The organism is Fluviispira sanaruensis (genome assembly GCF_004295685.1).
GTDB lineage: Bacteria > Bdellovibrionota_B > Oligoflexia > Silvanigrellales > Silvanigrellaceae > Silvanigrella > Silvanigrella sanaruensis.
The window spans coordinates 2,707,966-2,727,290 of record NZ_AP019368.1; the positions used below are offsets into that span (position 1 = coordinate 2,707,966).

Sequence of the window (19,325 nt, forward strand, 5' to 3'; positions counted from 1 at the left end):
TTTTAATTCCAATTTACGACAGGGAGAAAGACATAAACTCCTAGGACATCGGGTACACCCACACACTCAACCCGCACACGTCGGATAGTTCCCTGTGTGCGCACACGTCTATGTGTTTCTAAAATATCGATCATTCTTTTTTCTTTTTGCCACAAGGATAATTCATTGCATAAATGAGAAGCTGCTTCTAGAATTGGTTTTAAAAAACGATCCCTTTCTGCCACGGTTACGTTGGCATCGGGTTGAGCTTTACTTAAAATAAGTTCAGCACTCTCACCCATAGTTATTTGATCCTGGGTAAAATCAGTAGGAGAACCCTCAAACAGAATGGGCAATATTTCTTCGACAAGCGAGGACTCTTCCTCTTTTTCTTCTCTTAATAAGTAACGAAACCGGCCTAAAAGAACCGATGTTCTTTTACTCACAACTTTAGTGCGCATAACCCCAGCTCTTGCCGCAACTTTTAAAGGGTGATTTTTAATTAAGCCATCAAGCGAGGTTTCAAGCACTGTTCTAGCAATGTCTTCCACTTCCGGTGAGGTGCGTAAAACAAGTTTATCGATTTCTGCAAGACAGTTTGGATCGAAACTCAGTTTGAAGGAATAGTCTTTTTTATTCAAAGAGCCCAGTCTATTCTTTAACTGCAAATCTGGGATTTGTGCTTCTATATAATCGTCTTTTTTAACATAATGCCCACGAGTGCGCTCGATTAAGGTCAAGATAAATCTCTCAACATCTTCTTGACTGCCTAAGGATTGTTTCATAGCATCGAGTTCTTTTTTTACATCATCGACAGTGACTTTACTGTGACTATAAAATGTTCTTGAAGTTTTTTGATATTCTTCTTTGACCTTATCAATTTTTGTTTCCAGTTTTTTCAGGCGAAACGCTTTCTCATTTGCCACAAAACTTGCTGAGGTGTCATCGAATAATAAAATTGGCTCAGGTTCTTCTTTTTTTGTTTCTTTAACTTTTAAAGCCAATTGTAATATTTCTTCGCCGATATCTGTAATAGGTAAATGCACTCCAAGTGCGTTGCGAATTTGTCTTTGCTTTTCATGCAAAATTCTTAAAAATATTTCTTCAATTGGATGGTCTTTACCGATTAAAGTAAATATATGCACTTCTGGAGATTTCTGCAGCAATCTATCCACACGCCCTTCTCGTTGTTCATGCCGATTGGGATTCCAAGCAAAATCATAATGAATAACGGTGTCAAAGAGCTCCTGTAAATTGACTCCTTCACTTAAACAATCCGTGCAAATTAATATTCTTTGTCCGATATGCTCTTGAAAATCTTTCAGCACCATCTGTCGCTCTTCAGGTGAATTTTTTCCTGTTAAGGTGCGAATTTCGAGTTTGCTTTTTTGAGTGAAGGGTTGAATATTCTCATCTATTACCAATTCGTCGTAAATGTATTTTGCTGTATCAATAAATCGACAGAATATAACAATATTTCTTTTTTTACCTAAACATTTCTTAATAAGAATTTCGTGGATTAAATTCTGTAATTTGGGATCTTTTTTTCCCGCCAACGATTTTAAGGTTAAAGCAAGCTCTCTTTGCTTTGGACTGAGCTGCGAAAAGACAAATTCTTCCTCTTCTTCAATTGTTCTTTCAAGCGAATCTATCTTTTTTTCTTCAAGCTCAACAGTTTCTTTTTTCTTGCGCCCTCTTTTTTTCGCCTCTGGTTCTTTCGTTGCTGTTAGTTCAATTTGCGCTTTTTTCTTTGTTTTATTTTCTTCAAAATCAAGTTGAATGTTATTTATGAAATCTATTTCTTCATTTTCAAAAGAAATACCAGGAACTTCTTCATCCGATAAAAAATAACTTTCATCTTCGCTGTCATCATTTTCATTCTGCTCGTAACTTATACTGCCGAATATATCTCTGTGGGCTTGCTTTTTTAATTCCTCTGCATTTTTTGCATTTTTCAATGCCGATCTTCTACAGAGTGATAGGTATGCTGCTTTCGGACTCGAGGTGAGTGCTAAGACAAGTGTAAATGCAGACCACCACTGCGCCTGCCTCCACTTGTTAGAATTTTCACCCACGTTTTCTTCTTGCAGTTGGGTGGCTTCAGCTAAAATAGAAGTACAAAGATCGATATTTAATTTAGGTAAATTATATGTTACATTATTACGTATTCTCTCGGGAAATAAATTATCACCTAAAAATTTCTTAATATCTGGCCGTCTTCTCTGAACAAAATAATTGGCTAATTCTTCGCGTAGTTTTTCATTTTCACTTCCCGACATATTTTCAGGTAATTTTTCTGCTAATTTTGGATTTAAAATTGAAATGAGAGAGCGAAAAGCTTGATTTTTTCCACTGTGAGGAGTTGCAGTAAGTAATAAAATATTTTTCTTCGGATTTTTTGCAACATCAGACAGCAATTTATGCCTTAATTGTTGGGTTTTACCCACCGCAGAGTCAGCGCATTCGTGAGCTTCATCTACCACCAAAAGATCGGGGCATTTAGCATAAAACTCATTTCTGTTCCGTTCGCTTTTAATAAAATCTATGCTCACAACTGTAAAAGGATATTCATCAAATATTCCTTTACCTGGAGAACAATTTTTCTCTAGCGTTACAGCTTTTTTTGCTGTGACTTCAACTGCCTCAATATGAAATTTATCATTAAGTTCTTTTGTCCATTGACTCACTAAGTGGGCTGGACATAAAACAGCGAAACGTTTTACTTCATGCCTATCGATCAATTCTCGGACAATAAGCATGGCTTCAATGGTTTTACCGACTCCAACATCATCTGCAATTAAGAGTCTTATTGCTTCGCTTTCTTGTCTCAGGGCAAGGATAAGTGGCACCAATTGATAAGCTCTTGGTTCGACAGAAATGCGCCCGAAGGAGCGAAAGGGACCGACTCCCGTGCGGATTGAAAGTCTTGCCGCATCTCTTAACAGACGTGCAGAAGAAGCATCGCCTGCTTCTGCTAAAGATGGAAAAGGAAATTCAGCGGGCTCAACCTTTTCAATTTTTGTTAATATTCCGGTTTCTTCATTTCCTTCTCTTCCCGCCAAAGGTCTAAGTAAACAGAGTTCGGAAGAACTGCCAGGGAGGACTGTCCACTCCCTCCCTCTTGCACGCACCAAAGAGCCAGGTGAAAAATGATGATCCATGAAATGCCCTTTACAAAAGTAAAAAATAAAATGTTCAAAGCAAAAAAATGTAGTCGGCATAAACTTAGCAAATAATTTTTTCATTGTGAAACAATTACTATGCTTATTTTATTAAGATAAAAACAGTTTTTTACTAGTTTATTAATTAGATAACCATTTAAAAAAAAGTTATTGCAAAATTCATTTTTGCAATTTTTTAACGTGTTAATATTATATTTATTTTTATTGATATTATAATTTATTTAAAAATGTTATATATGAAATTAAAATTTTAAATTTTTAACAAATCAAATGCCTGCAAATGAAAATCGTTCACGTTTAAAACATGAGTGCTTTTAATTTAAGAATTTTGAGCATACAATAAATGCTCAATAATTAATCATTTATTAATTTTTATTTTATATACTTTTTTGAAAAATTAATATATTTTATTTTTTTATTTTAAAATATAACAAAAATTTTAGCACTCAGAGCCAGATCTTAATTTTTAAGGATACCCTATGGTACTTTTAAAATCTGTTCAGAAAAATTTTCTCCATTTCATTAAGCTCTCATTAGTTTGTGCAGCAAACGTTTCTAGCCTAGCGCATAATTCAATCGACTATTGCTCTACATTATGTGGATTGCTTGACACTCATGTACAAACCAGCGGATCAATACACGAACAAATTCATGGCATACCTTTGCAATAAATGATGACACAATGGCTTCAGGTCACTATTTACTACAGATCAGCTAACCAGGACGGCTCTAAATATTTTTCTTTGCTTTAAAAAAGCCCTTTCCTTATACAATAAAAAAAGACATTAAAAAAATTTCTTACATACTAAATTTTTGCTCGTTATTAGTATACCATAGACAAGTCTAGAAATGAGTTTTTTATGTTTTTTAACTTTAATAATAAATCTTCTTTTGAAGATTTATTATTAAACATTTAATTTATTATATTATGAATAATATTTTAAATGCAGCATATTTTTCAAGATTAAATAAGTTAATCAAAACTATTCACTCTTACGCAAAGGTTATGTATGATCAATAATTTTTTTCTTAGAATATCAGAAAGGCTCAATTCAAATAAATCCACAGCATATCTGTATCCTATGCTTTTTTATTGTGCAATAGCTTTTTTTTCAAAAATAATTTGGCATTTACTGATAAAAAATGAAAATGTTACTGTATTTAGTCTAACTTGGATATTTTATGAAGTCATTTTTATTCTTTTTTTCATAATACTATTATCATTATTTGTAAAAGAGATTCAAAATTTAGTTAAAAACTCAATAGATAAATTGAATAATACAATTATTATATTAATAATTGTATTATTATGTATTTATACTTTTAATATTAATTATAAAATCCTACATCTAAGTATATTAATAGGAATATTTTTTGAATGTATATTTTCTACGATATCATATTTAATTAGCAAAGATAAAAATATAGAATTATTTATTTTACCTAGATTTCTATTATTTACCTTCTCAAGCATTTTTGTAAATAATTTAATTTGGTGGAACAATAATTTTTATTCATACTTTAAATCTAATAATATTGTAAAAATTGAACTTTTTATTTTTATATCTATATTCTCACTTTATTTTTTAGCATTAAAGCATAATAAGTTAAACTACTTAATTCTGAATAAAATTGCAAATTATTTCTTCAGTTCTCTCATAATAATTTGTTTATTGCTACTGAGTTTTAGACCCGAATTTGATCCCCACCATTGGGGTGCGTTTTTAGGTCCAATCGATTCAATCAGAAATGGTGGAGTTTTACTTTGGGATACTCCTGAACAATATGGATTATTAAACACATATATTCCGTCAAAATTTCTTACATTTTTAGATCCTATTAATTCATTTTATATCTTTAATAGTTTTGCTATTTTTCTATACTCATTAATTATATTTTTAATTATTAGAAAATCATTTCAAGGATTAATTGGATTATTTATATCTTTTCTAATTACATATTCAACAGTCTTTATCTTAACTGGCTGGATGGATTCAATAAGCGGCCCAACAGGCCCCACCCTTTTTCCATCAACCTCTGGCATAAGATTTTTACCCGTACTATTTTTAATATATTTTATCACCAAATATAAAAGTACAATAAAAATTAATTCTTATTTATTTTATATGACAGTAATATGGATATTTGGTTCATTTTGGTCCGCAGAGTCTTTGATTTATTGCACACTTGTTTTTTTCCCTACATTGTTTTTTATGTCAAACCAGGCAAATTTATTTCCATCATCTGACAAAAAAAATAGACTAAATTTCCAGAAAATTTTCATTTCAAGTAAAACTATATTATATGCAATTCTTTTTTTCTTGCTTATTCTAATTACTTTTAACATTATTTTTTATCTAAAATCCTCAAACGTAATGGACATACAATCTTTTTTTGATGTTGCATTAGCATTTAAAGGTGGTGGAAATAATATTACATCATTTCCAATAAATTTTGAAAATAGTGTAGTCGCAATTAGTTTTATATTTTGTCTTATTATGTTCACTGTACTTAGTACAATAATAAATAATGATAGTGAAAATTTCTTAAAAATACTACCTATATTTGTAATGATCTATGCAGTGGAAAGCTATTTTATAGGACGTAGTCATGAGAATAATCATTTAAATCTTTTACCACTCACAATTGTAGGTATTGTCTTTCTAGTTGAGATATGGAAATCAAATAATGATAAATACAAATGGATTCCAATAGCAATTATACCTGTTATATCTATTATATGTATAAATGCTATCAATTTTTCCAATAAGAATTTTTTTAGTTATTTAAGGAATTTAGAATCAATATTCTCAGTCTCTGAAAACTTTAGAAAGTCTCAGTATAAAGCCTATGGCGCTTTAATAGACATTAAGATTCCAGAAGATACTGCTGTTGGAATGATCACAAATACACACGGATATATTTCTCCAACTCTTTATTTAAACGAAAATGATAAAACGAATTATCAACTATTAATTCCTGGACCATCGTACATCACTGCATTATTAAGTTCAGAAAGAAGAAAACTGCATATAAGAAGATTTATTAATAAGATAAAATCTAGAAATGGTTTGATAGTGATTGAAAAAAAACTTTTGCGAGAAGAGGTAACGATTGATATTTTAGAAACCTTAAAGGAATCCTTTGATTTATATAAAGAAGTAAGTACAAATGAATTTGACTATTTTTATTTTAGAAAAAAAGAAAGAGAAGATAAGAAGTTAATAAATTAGAATTTATAAAACCGCTAATTTATTAGCTCATTTATTGTTTGAAATATCGAATTAGAATCAATATTTGATTCCTTTTGATGAAAAGATTGTGAACCATATTTTCCAGAAGGATAGCCTTTTGCACATAAGTGAATAAATTTTTCCAAATGTATATTTCTTTTGCAAAATTCATATGTAATCATCGATGCAGCAGAACCATGCTCTAAATGCTCTTCAACTATAAGTAATTTGCGAGTACTCTGCACATCTTGAATAAAATCTTTATCCAAAATATTTTCGCCATTTGAAAGTTTTGACAACAACCACACAGAGCAATTATGATCACTGCTCTCTATTTTTAAAAATTCACTTACAATTGGCCCAATAAAGAGGAGAGTTGCTCTCTCTCCTTGATAAAGATGTCGCCATGTAGAATAAGGTTTCACTTTGTATGACTTCGGTTTTTTATCCACACCTAAGCGCAAATATGAGGGTTTTTTTGTTTCGAATAATAAATTTATGATGCACGTAAGATCTTCAACAAAGGCTGGGATATATACATTCATTGAATTCAGCCCAAGCAATGCACCATAATCATCGATTGCATGATGGGTTGGACCCATTATTCCATAGCCATACCCACCACCATTACCAACTAAAACAACCGGTAACTCATGCAAGCATATGTCATTGCGGATTTGTTCAAATGGGCGCGCGTAGACGAAGGGAGCAATGCTATAAACCCATGGTTTTAATCCAGATTGAGCAAGACCTGCAGCGACCGAAATCATATTCTGTTCCGCCACGCCCGCATTGATAAATCTTTCTCCTAAAGATTCTTTAAGAGGCTCTAATGCCATAAATCCTAAATCACCCGTTAAAAAAATAAAATCTTTATCACTACTTTTCAATAATAGATTTTGAGTGAGCTCATTTCTCATTTTATTTTCGCCATCCTTTACTTTTTTTTATAAGCAAGAGCATAAAAATTTCCTGCAGGGATTTTAATTATTATTTTCTTGAATAATGGAGAAAAAATCTTATTCAATAAAATTTTTTTAAGGAAAATTGGCATTGGGAAAAGCTTAATCCAATAATAAAGTGGATATGAATTAAAAATTGGTTGGATACTGATATTTTCATATCCACATTTAGTTAATAAAACACGCATGCCTTTTGGAGAAAAAAGCTGCATGTGCTCTATATCAAAAATCGGTGATTTTAGACCTAATATTTTGGTACTAAATGCTTTATAGTTATGACAAACTGTATAAAAACACCCCCCCGCTCTCAAAATATTATAAATTGATTCAACAAAATCCTTTGGATTTTCCAAATGCTCCAATGTCTGAAAGCATGTTATTAAATCAAAGGAATCTTTTGCAAAGGATTCTTTATTAAAAAAAGAATGAATAATATTTTGCTTAACTCTTGGCCTCGCTGCTTGAATGGCTGCTGTTGAGGGCTCTATCCCTTTTACCTCTTTAAAACCAAAATCTAATAAGCGTTCAAGAAAGGAACCTTCCCCAGTCCCAATATCGAGCGCAGAATTTATTTGCTTTATTTCATTGGATATTGTGGGCAAGAGTTTGGCATATGTCAAACTTGCTCGATCTGCTTCTTCTTTACTATCAAAAGCAGCTTCATGATATGTATGTGCAATATAATTACTTTCAGGAATAGGGCTCGAATACAATACATGGCAGCACTGACAATGATGAAGACGATAGTGCATGTATTCAGGCGTTTTTCTAGAGGCAAATGCATACTCCCCAAGCTTACTAAAATCAAAATTTTCAGGCGCCCAAACTCTAGACTCCGTATCTACATAGCAGATTGGACAAGCACGATCTAAAAATTTCATAAAAATTTCCTTGATAAATATTTATTCACTTATATTTTTTACACTGCCATTTTGAATAATTGATTTTCTTATATACTTAGGTCTTGCCTTAACTTCTTCAAATATTTTTGCAATATATTCACCAATGAAAGCAACAGAAATTAAAATAGAAGAGCCAAAAAATATCACCAATATCATGACTGTTGTTATTCCTTGAGGAGCAATTTCTGGAAATATTAATTTTAAAAATATATGCACAAGAGATACTAATAATGAAGCTGAAAAAATAATTATCGAGCAAAAGGTTAAAAAGCTGAGTGGGACATAGCTAAATGAGAGAATACCTTTTTTAGCCCAATTCAAATTTTTTAATAGATTATTGGTCGATTTGCCAAATGCTCTTTCTGGCCTTAAATAACAAATACCTGTTTGTTTAAAACCAACAAATGCTCTTATGCCCCGTAAAAAAACATCGCGTTCAGAAAATTTTAATATCCAACTCACAACTTTTTTATCTATAAGACTAAAATCCCCTGCATCTTTTGGAATGTATACATATGAAAAATAACTAAAAATTCTATAAAATAATTTATAAGCAATTTGCATGAAAAAAGGCGCTTCTCTCTTCACTCGAATGCCAAAAACCACGTCGAATCCTTCTCTCCATTTTTCTATGAATTGGGGGATAATTTCAGGTGGATCTTGTAAATCACCATCCATCAAAATACATGAATTCATTCGAGCAATTTTCATCCCACTCTGAAATGCTGCTTGTGAACCAAAATTTCGAGAATGCGTTATTCCCATAACATTTGGATCTTTAGCTGATATATTTCGAATTACTTCTTCAGTGTTATCAGGACTTCCATCATTAACAAAAATGATTTCATATTCAATATTCAATTGACTAAGTGTTTCTGTTAATCTTGCGTACATCAATGGGATAGCTAAATTATCTTTATAACAAGCAATTATAACAGAAGTACTATACGTTTTATTCAGCAAATATTTTTTAGATTTTTTTTCTAAGTTTTCCCAATTCTCTACAGTTTTCAGCCAATCAGCTGTTTTTAATAAACCTTGTTGTAAAGAAGTTTTGGGCTGCCAATTGAGTTTAAGCTTTGTTTTTTCAATATTAGCAAACCAATTTACATTGTCCCAATGCCTACTCTCAGTATTGCCAAAGATAGGATCGGTTGGAATTGAAAAAGCGATTTTTGCTTCATGCGCTATTTTTTCTATTGTCACTTCTTGGCCAAAACCTATATTAAAAGATTCTCCATAAGAATCTTCTTCTAAATTCAATGCTGCGGATATAAACGCATTACAGACATCATCTATATAAATAAAATCTCTTGAGATATCTTTATTCACAAAAGGGGGGTATGAATTTTCAAGCGCTTTATGGACAATATTTGGAATTAATCGAGAGGGGTCTTCCAAAGGACCATAGACAGAGTACAATCTTAAATTTGCAATTGGAAGTTTTTTCTTTTTTCCATAGAACAAAATAAGATTAGAGCACGCAACTTTAGAAACTGCGTAATGACTATTCGGTAGCGGAAAATCATTTTCACTGGGCCCTGCTGAATTATCTCCATATTCGGAAGAGCTTCCTGAGTGAATATATGCAGAAAATTTATTTTTTTCTAAATAATTTAAAATTCTAAGAGTTATTAAAAAATTCGTTTCATAAATAAGTTCAGGATTATTTTCAAAATGATACGCACCATATGCAATGCAATTAAATATTGTTTGCGGCTGAGTTTTCTCAAATAATTCAAATAAATTTTCATTTATCCGCAAGTTAAATATTAAAATATTTTCTTTATTTTGAACATCAGAAAGTCTCCATGGATTTTCTTTGCTTGAAGTGCCGTAGACGTCATTTCTCAATGCATTTAATCTTTTAAAAAGATTTGCACCAATGAAACCACTTGCTCCTAAAATTAAAATAGGTCCTCTCAATTTCATTAGATCTAACAAGATTTTTCCCCTTATTCGATTTCAATTATGCTAAAATATTCTCTAATGTTTTAGTATAACAATTTTGACTCATAGGTAGATAATGACAGGCTATTTCATCTTGCAATTGATACATATCTTTACCTTTAATAGTATTACATATAATTGCATTTGGTTTGCCAGGAGCTAACTGTCTAACAGCATTCATTGCATTTTCTAAATCAACAAAATTATGTCCATTTGCTTCTAAAACATTCCAGCCAAAACATTCAATTTTTAGTTTAAGAGGCTCTAATTCAAGGGTATCTGACGTTCTACCAAATCCTTGGATTTTATTACTATCGATAAGCCAATATAAATTTGTTAATTTATGCTGAGCTGCAAATAATGAAGCTTCCCAAGTACTTCCTTCATTTAATTCACCATCCGAAGTGATACAAAATATATTTCTTGCCATGCCCGTGAATTTATCACTTAAAGCTAAACCCGTAGCTAATGAAAGGCCATGCCCTAAACTTCCAGTTGCAAAAGGAATTTTTGCTAATTTATTGGCGGGCGGATGAGCCGCTAAGTTTGTTCCATCTTTATAAAAAGTATCAATTTGTTCTTCGGAAAGTTCACCAGATTCCGCAAGAGTTGCATATAATGCGGCAGCTGCGTGGCCCTTTGATAAAATAATTTCATCGTTTATACTTTTAGACCAATGAAATTTACAGATTGTCAATATATCAGCACACGATAAGGACGAGCCGACATGCCCTGCATTTGCATTAAAATACATTTTTAAAAAGCGTTTTTTAATTGAAATTGATATTATTTTTAGCTTATCTAAAGGGTTTGGCTCAAGATTCGGAATTATATGATTTGATTGATCTGCACAAACTTCTTTATTAAGCATTTTTGCTATCCATTTAATAAGTAATTTATAAACTGTTCAGTAATCATTTACATCCGCTTAAGATAACAAGAATAATTAATAAATGTCAAATTGTAATTTAATGCTCAAAATGCTTAACTAGCAAGCATAGTAAAGTTTCTCTTATAATTTAAATTTTTTAACTCCATTGCATATTGTTGACTTTAAAGCCTAACTTTAAAATTGAAAATCTTAAAACTCACTCATTTTATAAATCCATTGATTTTAAATATAAAGCCAAGAAGTTATCGAATTTTTAAATTTTTAGTATTCATTTAAATCGTTTGTTTTAATAATATACGTAAATAATTATAAAACCCATGCTTACATAAGTACAGAACAAGAAGATAAAATTCTTAATTTTTTCATTTGAGGATTATAAAGATGGAGGGGTAAAACTTGTGTGCGAAAACGTCGAGAAGTGTAAAAAATGCAAAATAAAATTCCTATTTTTATAAAAAATCGAGAGAGATCGTTTAAGATCTCTCTCGATTTTCATGTAGCATATCGAGTAAAAAAGAAAAGAACTTCGTAGCACGATATGATATATAAAATAAGTTAAACCTAAGCGTTAACAGCTTCTACTTCAGCCTTAATTGCCTTAGGTTCTACGAACTCAATAAGAGCTCTTCTGGCATTGTCGCCAGGGCGGAATCCAAGTTTTAAGATGCGTGTGTATCCGCCTTTTCTTTCAGCATTTGCAGGGGCAACTTTAGTAAAAAGGTCGCCTACAGATTTTTTGCTGTAAAGAGTCGCTGCAGCGCTTCTTCTATTTGTAACGCTATCAACACGCGCGAGAGCTACGAGAGGTTCTACAACCTTTCTGAGTTCTTTTGCACGTTCAACAGTGGTCACCAATGTGCCATGTTCAACGAGTTGTGTTGCTAAACCACGAAGGAGAGCCTTACGCCCTGCTGAATCTCTGTTTAACTTTCTATGTGCCAAACGATGTCTCATGTTCTTCCATCCTTAAATATCAGACTTAAAGTCTTTCTCTTAATTTAGCGGGATCAAACCCTTCAATCTTCATGCCGAGGTGGAGACCCATTTCAGCAAGAAGGTCTTTGATTTCATTCAATGTTTTACGACCGAAATTCTTAGTTTTAAGCATTTCAGCTTCAGATCTAATAACAAGTTCTCCAATATAACGGATACCCGCATTTTCTAGACAGTTAGCAGCTCTCACAGAAAGTTCGAGTTCGTCAACTGATTTATAGAGATTCTCATTCAAACGAGCATCCACTTGAACTGAATCGATCACTTGAACTTCATCATCAGCTTCTTGAAAATTGATAAAAATGGATAGCTGATCTTTAAGGATTTTAGCCGCATAAGCCAAAGCATCTTCAGAGGTCACAGCACCATTTGTGCTAATTTCTAAAATAAGCTTGTTAAAGTCAGAACGTTGACCAACACGTGTGTCGGCAACACTGAAGCTAACTCTTTTAACAGGTGAGAAAACAGCGTCTATTGGGATAACACCTAATGGCAAGCCATCCTTCACAGCGTCGCTTGTTAAATAACCTTTACCAGTTCTCACAGTAATTTCGGCACGAAACTTACCACCCGCTCCCACAGTACAAATAATATGGTCAGGGTTTAAAATTCGTAGTGAACCGTCTGAAATGATATCAGATCCTTTGACAACCTTTGGACCAACAACATCGATCACAGCGGTTTTTTCACCTTCTGTGTCAAGCCATACATCCAAAGCTTTCAAATTTAAAACAACCTCTGTTACATCTTCAGAAACGTCAGGGACTGTCGAAAACTCATGCTCTACTCCTTCAATGCGCAAACCTACAACAGCAGCACCCTGAAGAGAAGAAAGCAAAACACGACGCAATGCGTTACCTAACGTAGTCCCAAAACCACGCTCTAGAGGCTTAGCTATAAATCTCCCAAAAGCAGAAGAGATATCTTCTTTTTCAATAAACTGCGGCTTTAATAGCGCCTTCCAGTTGCTCTGCATTATTGACTCCGTCAACTTTTCCGTTTCGTATTTTGCCCCAAAGCACTCTTTGAGCTCTTACTAATAAAAATAAAGCTCCACTACCACATTGCTCACGCACCGGAATTTGAACATCTTCTCGAGCTGGTCTTTGATGATGCTGCGCAAGTTGCCTTGAAGCACTTCTAGTACTTCCCACTTAAAACACTAAAGTTGGAAACCTAGCATAAGCCCATTGAACTAAACTAGAATTCCAAACATTTAGACATTAGAATGTGAAGCTCTATTAAAAATCATTCTGATTCGTTTTTCTAGAGCAGAGTCCGCTTTTTTGGCATTTTCCTCTCCCAGAGAATATCTCGAGCTTAAACTCTATAAAATAGCGTTTAAAACCCATTTTAAGCCTCTGAAGGAAGAAAAAGCACTCACGTACACTTTTTCCTTAGTCAACGAAAAGTAGCTGTCATTAAACTCTACGACGTTTTGGTGGCCTGCAACCATTGTGTGGCACAGGTGTCGCGTCTTTAATGAGAGTTACTTTAATTCCTGTTGCAGAAATTGCACGGACAGCAGATTCTCTTCCAGAACCAGGGCCAGTAACAATCACAGAACAGCTTTTCATACCACAATCGATCGCTTTACGAGCAGCGTCTTCAGCAGCAACCTGAGCAGCAAAAGGGGTACTACGACGAGAACCCTTAAAGCCTTTACTACCAGCACTTGACCAAGTAACAACGTCGCCATTTGCGTCCGCAAATGTAACGATAGTGTTGTTGAAACTTGCAGATACTGTCGCAATACCGGTTGGAACGTTACGTTTAACACGTTTCTTCTTTGATACTACCTTGTTCATTATCCATTACCTCACTCGGTCTTACTTCTTCTTGTTAGCCACAGTCTTTTTAGGACCCTTACGTGTACGCGCATTTGTTTTGGTTCTTTGCCCGCGAACAGGCAAGCCCTTACGATGACGTAGACCACGATAGCAACCTAAGTCCATTAGACGCTTAATATTGGACTGAACAAGACGACGCAAATCGCCTTCCACAGTGTGGTTTGTGTCAATAAGCTTTCTTATGGCGTTAATCTGATCGTCGCTGAGTTCTTGGGTACGAGTATCTCTATTTATAGATAACTGATCCAAAATCTTTTGAGAGGATTTACGACCAAGACCATGTATATACGTAAGCGAAATTTCGATACGCTTGTTACGCGGAATGTCAACGCCCGCAATTCGTGCCACAACTAACCTCCGATATTATTCTATTAACCTTGACGCTGCTTGTGCTTTTTATTTTCACAAATAACTCTTACTACACCAACACGACGAATTACTTTACACTTGTCACATATTGGTTTAACACTAGCTCTAACTTTCATTAGCATACTCCTAGTAAAAACTCACGAAAACGTAATTATTTAGCTCTATAAGTGATTCTAGCCCTAAATCTTCCATCTTTTGTTTTATCATTGGGATCTAGTAGGACTGTAACTCTATCACTGGGCAATATATTGATGCAATTCATTTTCATCTTTCCAGAGACATAGGCTAAAACCTTGAGACTATTTTCGAGTTCTACTATAAACAAATTGTTGGGTAGCTTTTCAGCGATTATCCCTTCCAACTCTACCTTCTTAGGCTTTTCATCACGTTCAGACATTTACAATCATACTCCAATGAGAACAAAGAGCGTTATTGGGTATCTCAAATTGCTGCTTAAATCAAGACCAATCTTCATTTTCTCATTAAAATTGATACAATTTCAGCATAAACAATTTCGGGAGACTTTAACCCATCAACAATACTTAATAATTTCCTATCCGCATAGTACGAAACTAAAGGGAAGGTTTCCTGCTGGTAAACAGTAAAGCGACGCCGTACTGTCTCAGGTTCATCGTCCTTGCGACGGAACATTGAACCTAACTTGCCGCAACTCACACAAGAATACTTTGAGATATCTGTATGAGCCACAATAGAATCGACCTTGCCGCATGCCGAACAAGTCCATCTTCTTTCGAAACGCTCCACTAATTTTTCCAGATCGGCTGTCAGTGATAAAACTAGATCAACCTTGCTTGAAAATTTACTCAAAAGACTATCAAATTCTTTTGCTTGTGAAAGATTTCTTGGAATGCCATCCATCAAAACTATGTCGTTTTGATTTAATGTCATTGAGGACAGAGCATTTTCAAGACACAAAAACATCGACTTATCATCTATGAGATGGCCAGACTCAACAATACCTTTGACTTTCAACCCGAGTGCGGATTCGGATGCTATTTCTTGGCGTATGATTGCGCCTGTAGAAATATGCTTCACTCCCAAACGTGAACTGAGAAGAGAACACTGAGTCCCCTTACCAACGCCTGGAGGACCTAGAAAAATGATTACCTTCATTTACAATCCTGTTTCATAGCCTTGTATCATTTGCGGTATCTCGCGAATGAGAAGGGAAAATCAGAAAATCATATTTTTGAGTCGCAAGTTGTGCTCTCACTTGGCGAATAGCCTCAAGTGCAACACCCACAACAATCAAAAGAGAAGTTCCTCCAAAGGTCATTTGCTGAGAGAAGGTCCCACCAACGAGAGAAGGAACGACCACAATAAGATTCATGTAAACCGCTCCAGCAAACGTCAAACGAGAAACAACAGTATCAAGAGCCTCAGCAGTCTCACTCCCAGGACGAACTCCTGGAATATATGCGTTTTGTTTTTTTAGGTTTTCGGCTACATCATCGGATTTAAAGACGATAGATGCATAGAAAAATGAGAAAAAGAGACCTAAAATTACAAAGGCAGCATTATATAGCCAATGGCCTGGTAAAAAATCAGCGAGCCAAATATTCCCAGACGAATTTCCAAAACTTAAAAATGTTGCTGGTACAGCTAATAATGTAGATGCAAAAATTGCAGCCATAATACCAGCCATATTAACTTTCAACGGTAAGTGTGTTGACTGTGCAGACATCACTCTCTTGCCAACAAGACGCTTTGCATAGTGGATTGGAACTTTTCTATAGCTTTGCTCAAAAAATGTAACAGCAAAAACAAGAACAAGGGCAAATCCGATGATGCCAAGGGCACCCACAAACGCACCACTATTCTGCTTGACCATTTCAACAATTGTGCTTGCAGAAGACGGTAAATAAGCAACGATACCAGCAAAGATGAGAAGGCTTATGCCATTCCCAATGCCTTTATCAGTGATTTGCTCACCTAACCACATTACAAAACAACTACCAGCTGCCATAAGTACACAAGACAAGAGCCTAAACGACAGACCAGGATCAAGAACTATCATTCCACCACCAGGACCACGGGAAGCTTCTAAACCTGCTGCTAAGAGATAACCTTGTACAAGCGCTAAAAGCACCGCAAGTGCCCGCGTTATACGAGTCATCTTCTGCCGGCCAACACCACCATCTTTTTGCATTTGCTCCAATGCAGGAACAACCACTGTCATCAATTGGATGATAATGCTCGCAGATATGTAAGGCATAACTGCAAGGCTAAAAATAGAAAAGTGGCTCAGAGCACCACCTGAAAACATATTGAATATCTTCAGCAGCCCTGCGCCTTGCTGGCTTGCAAAGAGAGCAAGTTCTTTGGCATCGATACCTGGAATTGGAATGTGCACTCCAAATCGGAACACGAGAAGTGCTAACAATGTAAACAACAAACGCTTTACAAGGACATTATCTGTCCAGCCACTTCCCTGAGGCATCCCCTGCTTACTCCTCGATAGTTACACCTTTTGCCACTAGTTTTTCACGAGCTCCAGCGGACATAGCAAAATTTCTTACAGAACGAAGCTCTGCAGGAACATCTCCCATGGAGAGTAATTTTGCAATACCAGAGGCGTTAAAACCTTTGCCATCTAAAATGCCATTTTCAATATATTGGCTAGAATCTTTTAAATTTAAGGACTCTACCTCGATAGCGCACACGTTCTTGAACCCACGTTTTGGAATTCTACGGTAAAGAGGAGTTTGACCCCCTTCGAAACCAGGACGAATGCTTGAACCAGAACGAGCTGTTTGGCCTTTACCACCGCGTCCACCTGTTTTACCGAGTCCACTACCTGGGCCTCTGCCTAAACGGCGTCTATCTTTTCTTGCGCCCGGATTTGGGCGAAGTTCTTCTATTCTCACGTTTTACTCCTTACTCAGCTGGCTCAACTCTGATAAACTGAATTACCTTGTTGACCTGGCCAAGGATTGGATTCACGTTTGGTAATACGCGTGAAGAACCAATCTTAGAAAGACCAAGTGAAACTAGGGTTTTGCGCTGTGATTCATTACGACCCGCAAAACTACGGAGCAATGTCACTTTAATATTTTTGGTTTCTATAGTTTTCATTTTTGAGAGACCCTTTTTACTTACGAGCTCTTAAGTATTCTTCGGTAGTCGAAAGCTGTTTAAGGCCCTTGAAGGCAGCCTTAACAACATTATGAGGATTACGACTTCCTTGAATTTTAGCCATGATATTAGGAATACCAGCGAGCTCTGCAACCGCACGCACTGAACTTCCGGCAACAATACCAGAACCTTCTGTTGCTGGACTCAAAAGAAGGTGGCTAGCACCAAATTTTGCGTTCACAACAAATGGAATAGTTTGCTTTTCCATTGGAACAGTAATAAGTGATTTTTTTGCTTGAGCTACTGCTTTTCTCACTGCTTCAGGAACTTCAGCAGCTTTTCCAAGACCATAACCAACTGTACCTTGACGGTCACCAACAACAACAAGAGCTGAGAAGCTCATGCGTCTACCACCTTTAACAGTTTTTGATACGCGAGAAACGCTTACAACTCGATCTTCAAAGCGATCTTTCTTCTGCTCTTCTTTATTCATTTGCATTTTATGCTCATCCTTACAAAGTCAAGTTCTTAGAATTGAAGACCAGCTTCACGAGCGGAGTCAGCAAGAACTTGAACGCGCCCATGATACGTGAAACCGTTTCTATCAAACACAACAGAAGTTACGCCTGCGCTTTTTGCTCTCTCAGCAACAAGGGCACCAACTTTAACAGCCATTGTTTTGCCGCGAAGGCCAGTCGATTTAACATCTGCTTCAATAGAACTAGCACATGCAAGAACAACGCCTTTTGCATCATCTATAACTTGAGCCTGAATATGACGACTGCTTCTGAAAATACAAAGACGTGGCTTTGTTAAATCAGTTGAGCGACGGCGCCAGAAACGCATCTTACGCAATTGTCTAACTCGTCTACGATTAATAATACGATACATAAAATCTCCTGGTTTTCTGCTCACATACAGAAAACACTAAAAATAAGCAAGTTAATTATTTCTTACCTGCAGATTTACCAACCTTAGTTGCAATCACTTCGCCAGAATAACGAATACCCTTGCCTTGGTATGGTTCTGCTGGACGTACGGAACGTACTTTAGCAGCCATTTGACCAACAAGTTCTTTATCCACACCAGAAATGCTCACCTTACCAGCCTTGTCCACTTCGAAAGTGATTCCAGCAGGGGGATCGATATTCACAGGGTGAGAAAAACCAACAGTGAGATTCAACACTTTGCCAGCCATGTTTGCACGGTAGCCAGTTCCTTGAATTTCAAGGGATTTGCTGAAACCAGCAGATACACCTTGAACCATGTTGGAAAGAAGGGTTCTGTAAAGACCCCAGTATGCAGCACTGTTTTCACCAGTGCTTGCAGAAACAACAACTTCGCTACCTTGTTGAGCGACAGAAACACGACCAAGGGTATCACGCTTCATGATCCCTTTTGGTCCATTCACTTCGAGAATAGTGCCGTTTAGTTTTACGGTTACTCCCGAAGGAATTTTAATTGGCTGCTTACCAACTCTTGACATAGAAGCCTCCTAAAAGTCCTCGAAAGTTACCAAATATACGCTAAAACTTCGCCGCCTACGCGTTCTTGACGAGCCGTTTTGCTTGTAAGAACACCTTTAGGAGTCGTAAGAATTGCGAAACCAAGACCACCACGAATTCTAGGAAGATCAGATACACCTTTGTACACACGGCAACCAGGCTTAGAAACGCGAGTCATTCCACGGATTGCTGGTAAACCAGCTTCTGTGTATTTCATAGCGATCTTAATTTTGCCTTGACCGTTATCCTTGATGAGACGGTACCCACGAATGAGTCCTTCTGCTTCCAAGATTTTTGTAATTTCAATTTTTATTGTGCTTGCAGGAACAGTTGTATACTTAAGTCCTGCATTTGTAGCATTACGGATACGTGTTAACATATCAGCAATTGGATCAGTAACGTACATTTTTAT

Annotated in this window: 22 protein-coding genes; 2 read left to right on the forward strand and 20 right to left on the reverse strand. The window is 35.4% G+C overall.

All coding sequences use genetic code 11. The features are described 5' to 3' along the window. Positions 1-2: 2 nt before the first annotated feature. Positions 3-3,140 carry a helicase-related protein gene (locus EZS29_RS11370; RefSeq protein ID WP_172603910.1) on the reverse strand — a complete coding sequence of 1,046 codons (3,138 nt, stop codon included), beginning with the start codon at positions 3,138-3,140 and terminating at the stop codon, positions 3-5. Positions 3,141-3,640: 500 nt separating this feature from the next. Between EZS29_RS11370 and EZS29_RS11375 the strand changes: the two genes are divergently transcribed. Next, the gene (locus tag EZS29_RS11375) at positions 3,641-3,832 is read left to right on the forward strand and encodes a hypothetical protein (protein WP_130610609.1); all 192 of its coding nucleotides are present in this window, start codon (positions 3,641-3,643) and stop codon (positions 3,830-3,832) included. Between the two features lie 1,704 nt (positions 3,833-5,536). Beyond that, positions 5,537-6,394 carry a hypothetical protein gene (locus EZS29_RS15970; RefSeq protein ID WP_130610612.1) on the forward strand — a complete coding sequence of 286 codons (858 nt, stop codon included), beginning with the start codon at positions 5,537-5,539 and terminating at the stop codon, positions 6,392-6,394. A 14-nt stretch (positions 6,395-6,408) separates the two neighbouring features. On the opposite strand, the gene EZS29_RS11385 is transcribed toward EZS29_RS15970, so the two are convergent. From EZS29_RS11385 to rpsH, 19 genes are all read right to left on the reverse strand, one after another. Next, on the reverse strand, positions 6,409-7,314 hold the full coding sequence (locus EZS29_RS11385) for a transketolase family protein (RefSeq protein WP_130610615.1): 906 nt from the start codon (positions 7,312-7,314) through the stop codon (positions 6,409-6,411). 17 nt (positions 7,315-7,331) lie between these two features. Next, positions 7,332-8,237: a class I SAM-dependent methyltransferase gene (locus EZS29_RS11390; RefSeq protein ID WP_130610618.1), complete on the reverse strand. Its 906-nt coding sequence runs from the start codon at positions 8,235-8,237 to the stop codon at positions 7,332-7,334. Positions 8,238-8,258: 21 nt separating this feature from the next. Further along, a complete protein-coding gene (locus EZS29_RS11395; RefSeq protein ID WP_246035199.1) occupies positions 8,259-10,202 on the reverse strand; it encodes an NAD-dependent epimerase/dehydratase family protein in 1,944 nt (647 codons plus the stop codon). 25 nt (positions 10,203-10,227) lie between these two features. Next, positions 10,228-11,079 carry a 1-deoxy-D-xylulose-5-phosphate synthase N-terminal domain-containing protein gene (locus EZS29_RS11400; RefSeq protein ID WP_130610621.1) on the reverse strand — a complete coding sequence of 284 codons (852 nt, stop codon included), beginning with the start codon at positions 11,077-11,079 and terminating at the stop codon, positions 10,228-10,230. A 582-nt stretch (positions 11,080-11,661) separates the two neighbouring features. Then, positions 11,662-12,054, reverse strand: a complete 393-nt coding sequence (gene rplQ / locus EZS29_RS11405; RefSeq protein ID WP_130610624.1) for a 50S ribosomal protein L17 — start codon at positions 12,052-12,054, stop codon at positions 11,662-11,664. Positions 12,055-12,079: 25 nt separating this feature from the next. Beyond that, positions 12,080-13,069: a DNA-directed RNA polymerase subunit alpha gene (locus tag EZS29_RS11410; RefSeq protein WP_172603911.1), complete on the reverse strand. Its 990-nt coding sequence runs from the start codon at positions 13,067-13,069 to the stop codon at positions 12,080-12,082. After that, positions 13,026-13,247: a hypothetical protein gene (locus EZS29_RS15975; RefSeq protein WP_172603912.1), complete on the reverse strand. Its 222-nt coding sequence runs from the start codon at positions 13,245-13,247 to the stop codon at positions 13,026-13,028. Before EZS29_RS15975 ends, EZS29_RS11410 begins: the two co-directional genes overlap by 44 nt. 267 nt (positions 13,248-13,514) lie before the next feature. Then, entirely contained in the window at positions 13,515-13,901 is a 387-nt protein-coding gene (rpsK, locus tag EZS29_RS11415) for a 30S ribosomal protein S11 (protein WP_130610630.1), read from the reverse strand. Positions 13,902-13,922: 21 nt separating this feature from the next. Continuing rightward, positions 13,923-14,291 carry a 30S ribosomal protein S13 gene (gene rpsM / locus EZS29_RS11420; protein ID WP_130610633.1) on the reverse strand — a complete coding sequence of 123 codons (369 nt, stop codon included), beginning with the start codon at positions 14,289-14,291 and terminating at the stop codon, positions 13,923-13,925. 23 nt (positions 14,292-14,314) lie between these two features. Beyond that, entirely contained in the window at positions 14,315-14,428 is a 114-nt protein-coding gene (gene rpmJ, locus EZS29_RS11425) for a 50S ribosomal protein L36 (RefSeq protein ID WP_130610638.1), read from the reverse strand. 35 nt (positions 14,429-14,463) lie between these two features. Further along, on the reverse strand, positions 14,464-14,709 hold the full coding sequence (gene infA, locus EZS29_RS11430; protein ID WP_130610641.1) for a translation initiation factor IF-1: 246 nt from the start codon (positions 14,707-14,709) through the stop codon (positions 14,464-14,466). A gap of 74 nt (positions 14,710-14,783) precedes the next feature. Beyond that, positions 14,784-15,446 (reverse strand): adenylate kinase family protein, encoded by a 663-nt coding sequence (locus tag EZS29_RS11435; RefSeq protein WP_130610644.1) that lies wholly within the window; start codon positions 15,444-15,446, stop codon positions 14,784-14,786. A 13-nt stretch (positions 15,447-15,459) separates the two neighbouring features. After that, positions 15,460-16,773 carry a preprotein translocase subunit SecY gene (secY, locus tag EZS29_RS11440; protein WP_130610647.1) on the reverse strand — a complete coding sequence of 438 codons (1,314 nt, stop codon included), beginning with the start codon at positions 16,771-16,773 and terminating at the stop codon, positions 15,460-15,462. Between the two features lie 7 nt (positions 16,774-16,780). Further along, positions 16,781-17,200, reverse strand: a complete 420-nt coding sequence (gene rplO, locus EZS29_RS11445) for a 50S ribosomal protein L15 (RefSeq protein WP_130610650.1) — start codon at positions 17,198-17,200, stop codon at positions 16,781-16,783. Between the two features lie 10 nt (positions 17,201-17,210). After that, positions 17,211-17,408: a 50S ribosomal protein L30 gene (gene rpmD, locus EZS29_RS11450; protein ID WP_130610654.1), complete on the reverse strand. Its 198-nt coding sequence runs from the start codon at positions 17,406-17,408 to the stop codon at positions 17,211-17,213. A 16-nt stretch (positions 17,409-17,424) separates the two neighbouring features. Further along, positions 17,425-17,901 (reverse strand): 30S ribosomal protein S5, encoded by a 477-nt coding sequence (rpsE, locus tag EZS29_RS11455; protein ID WP_130612864.1) that lies wholly within the window; start codon positions 17,899-17,901, stop codon positions 17,425-17,427. 35 nt (positions 17,902-17,936) lie between these two features. Next, positions 17,937-18,299 carry a 50S ribosomal protein L18 gene (gene rplR / locus EZS29_RS11460; RefSeq protein ID WP_130610658.1) on the reverse strand — a complete coding sequence of 121 codons (363 nt, stop codon included), beginning with the start codon at positions 18,297-18,299 and terminating at the stop codon, positions 17,937-17,939. Between the two features lie 55 nt (positions 18,300-18,354). After that, positions 18,355-18,894 (reverse strand): 50S ribosomal protein L6, encoded by a 540-nt coding sequence (gene rplF / locus EZS29_RS11465; protein WP_130610662.1) that lies wholly within the window; start codon positions 18,892-18,894, stop codon positions 18,355-18,357. A 26-nt stretch (positions 18,895-18,920) separates the two neighbouring features. Further along, complete coding sequence (rpsH, locus tag EZS29_RS11470) at positions 18,921-19,319, reverse strand: 30S ribosomal protein S8 (RefSeq protein ID WP_130610665.1); 399 nt, start codon at positions 19,317-19,319, stop codon at positions 18,921-18,923. Positions 19,320-19,325 lie beyond the last annotated feature (6 nt).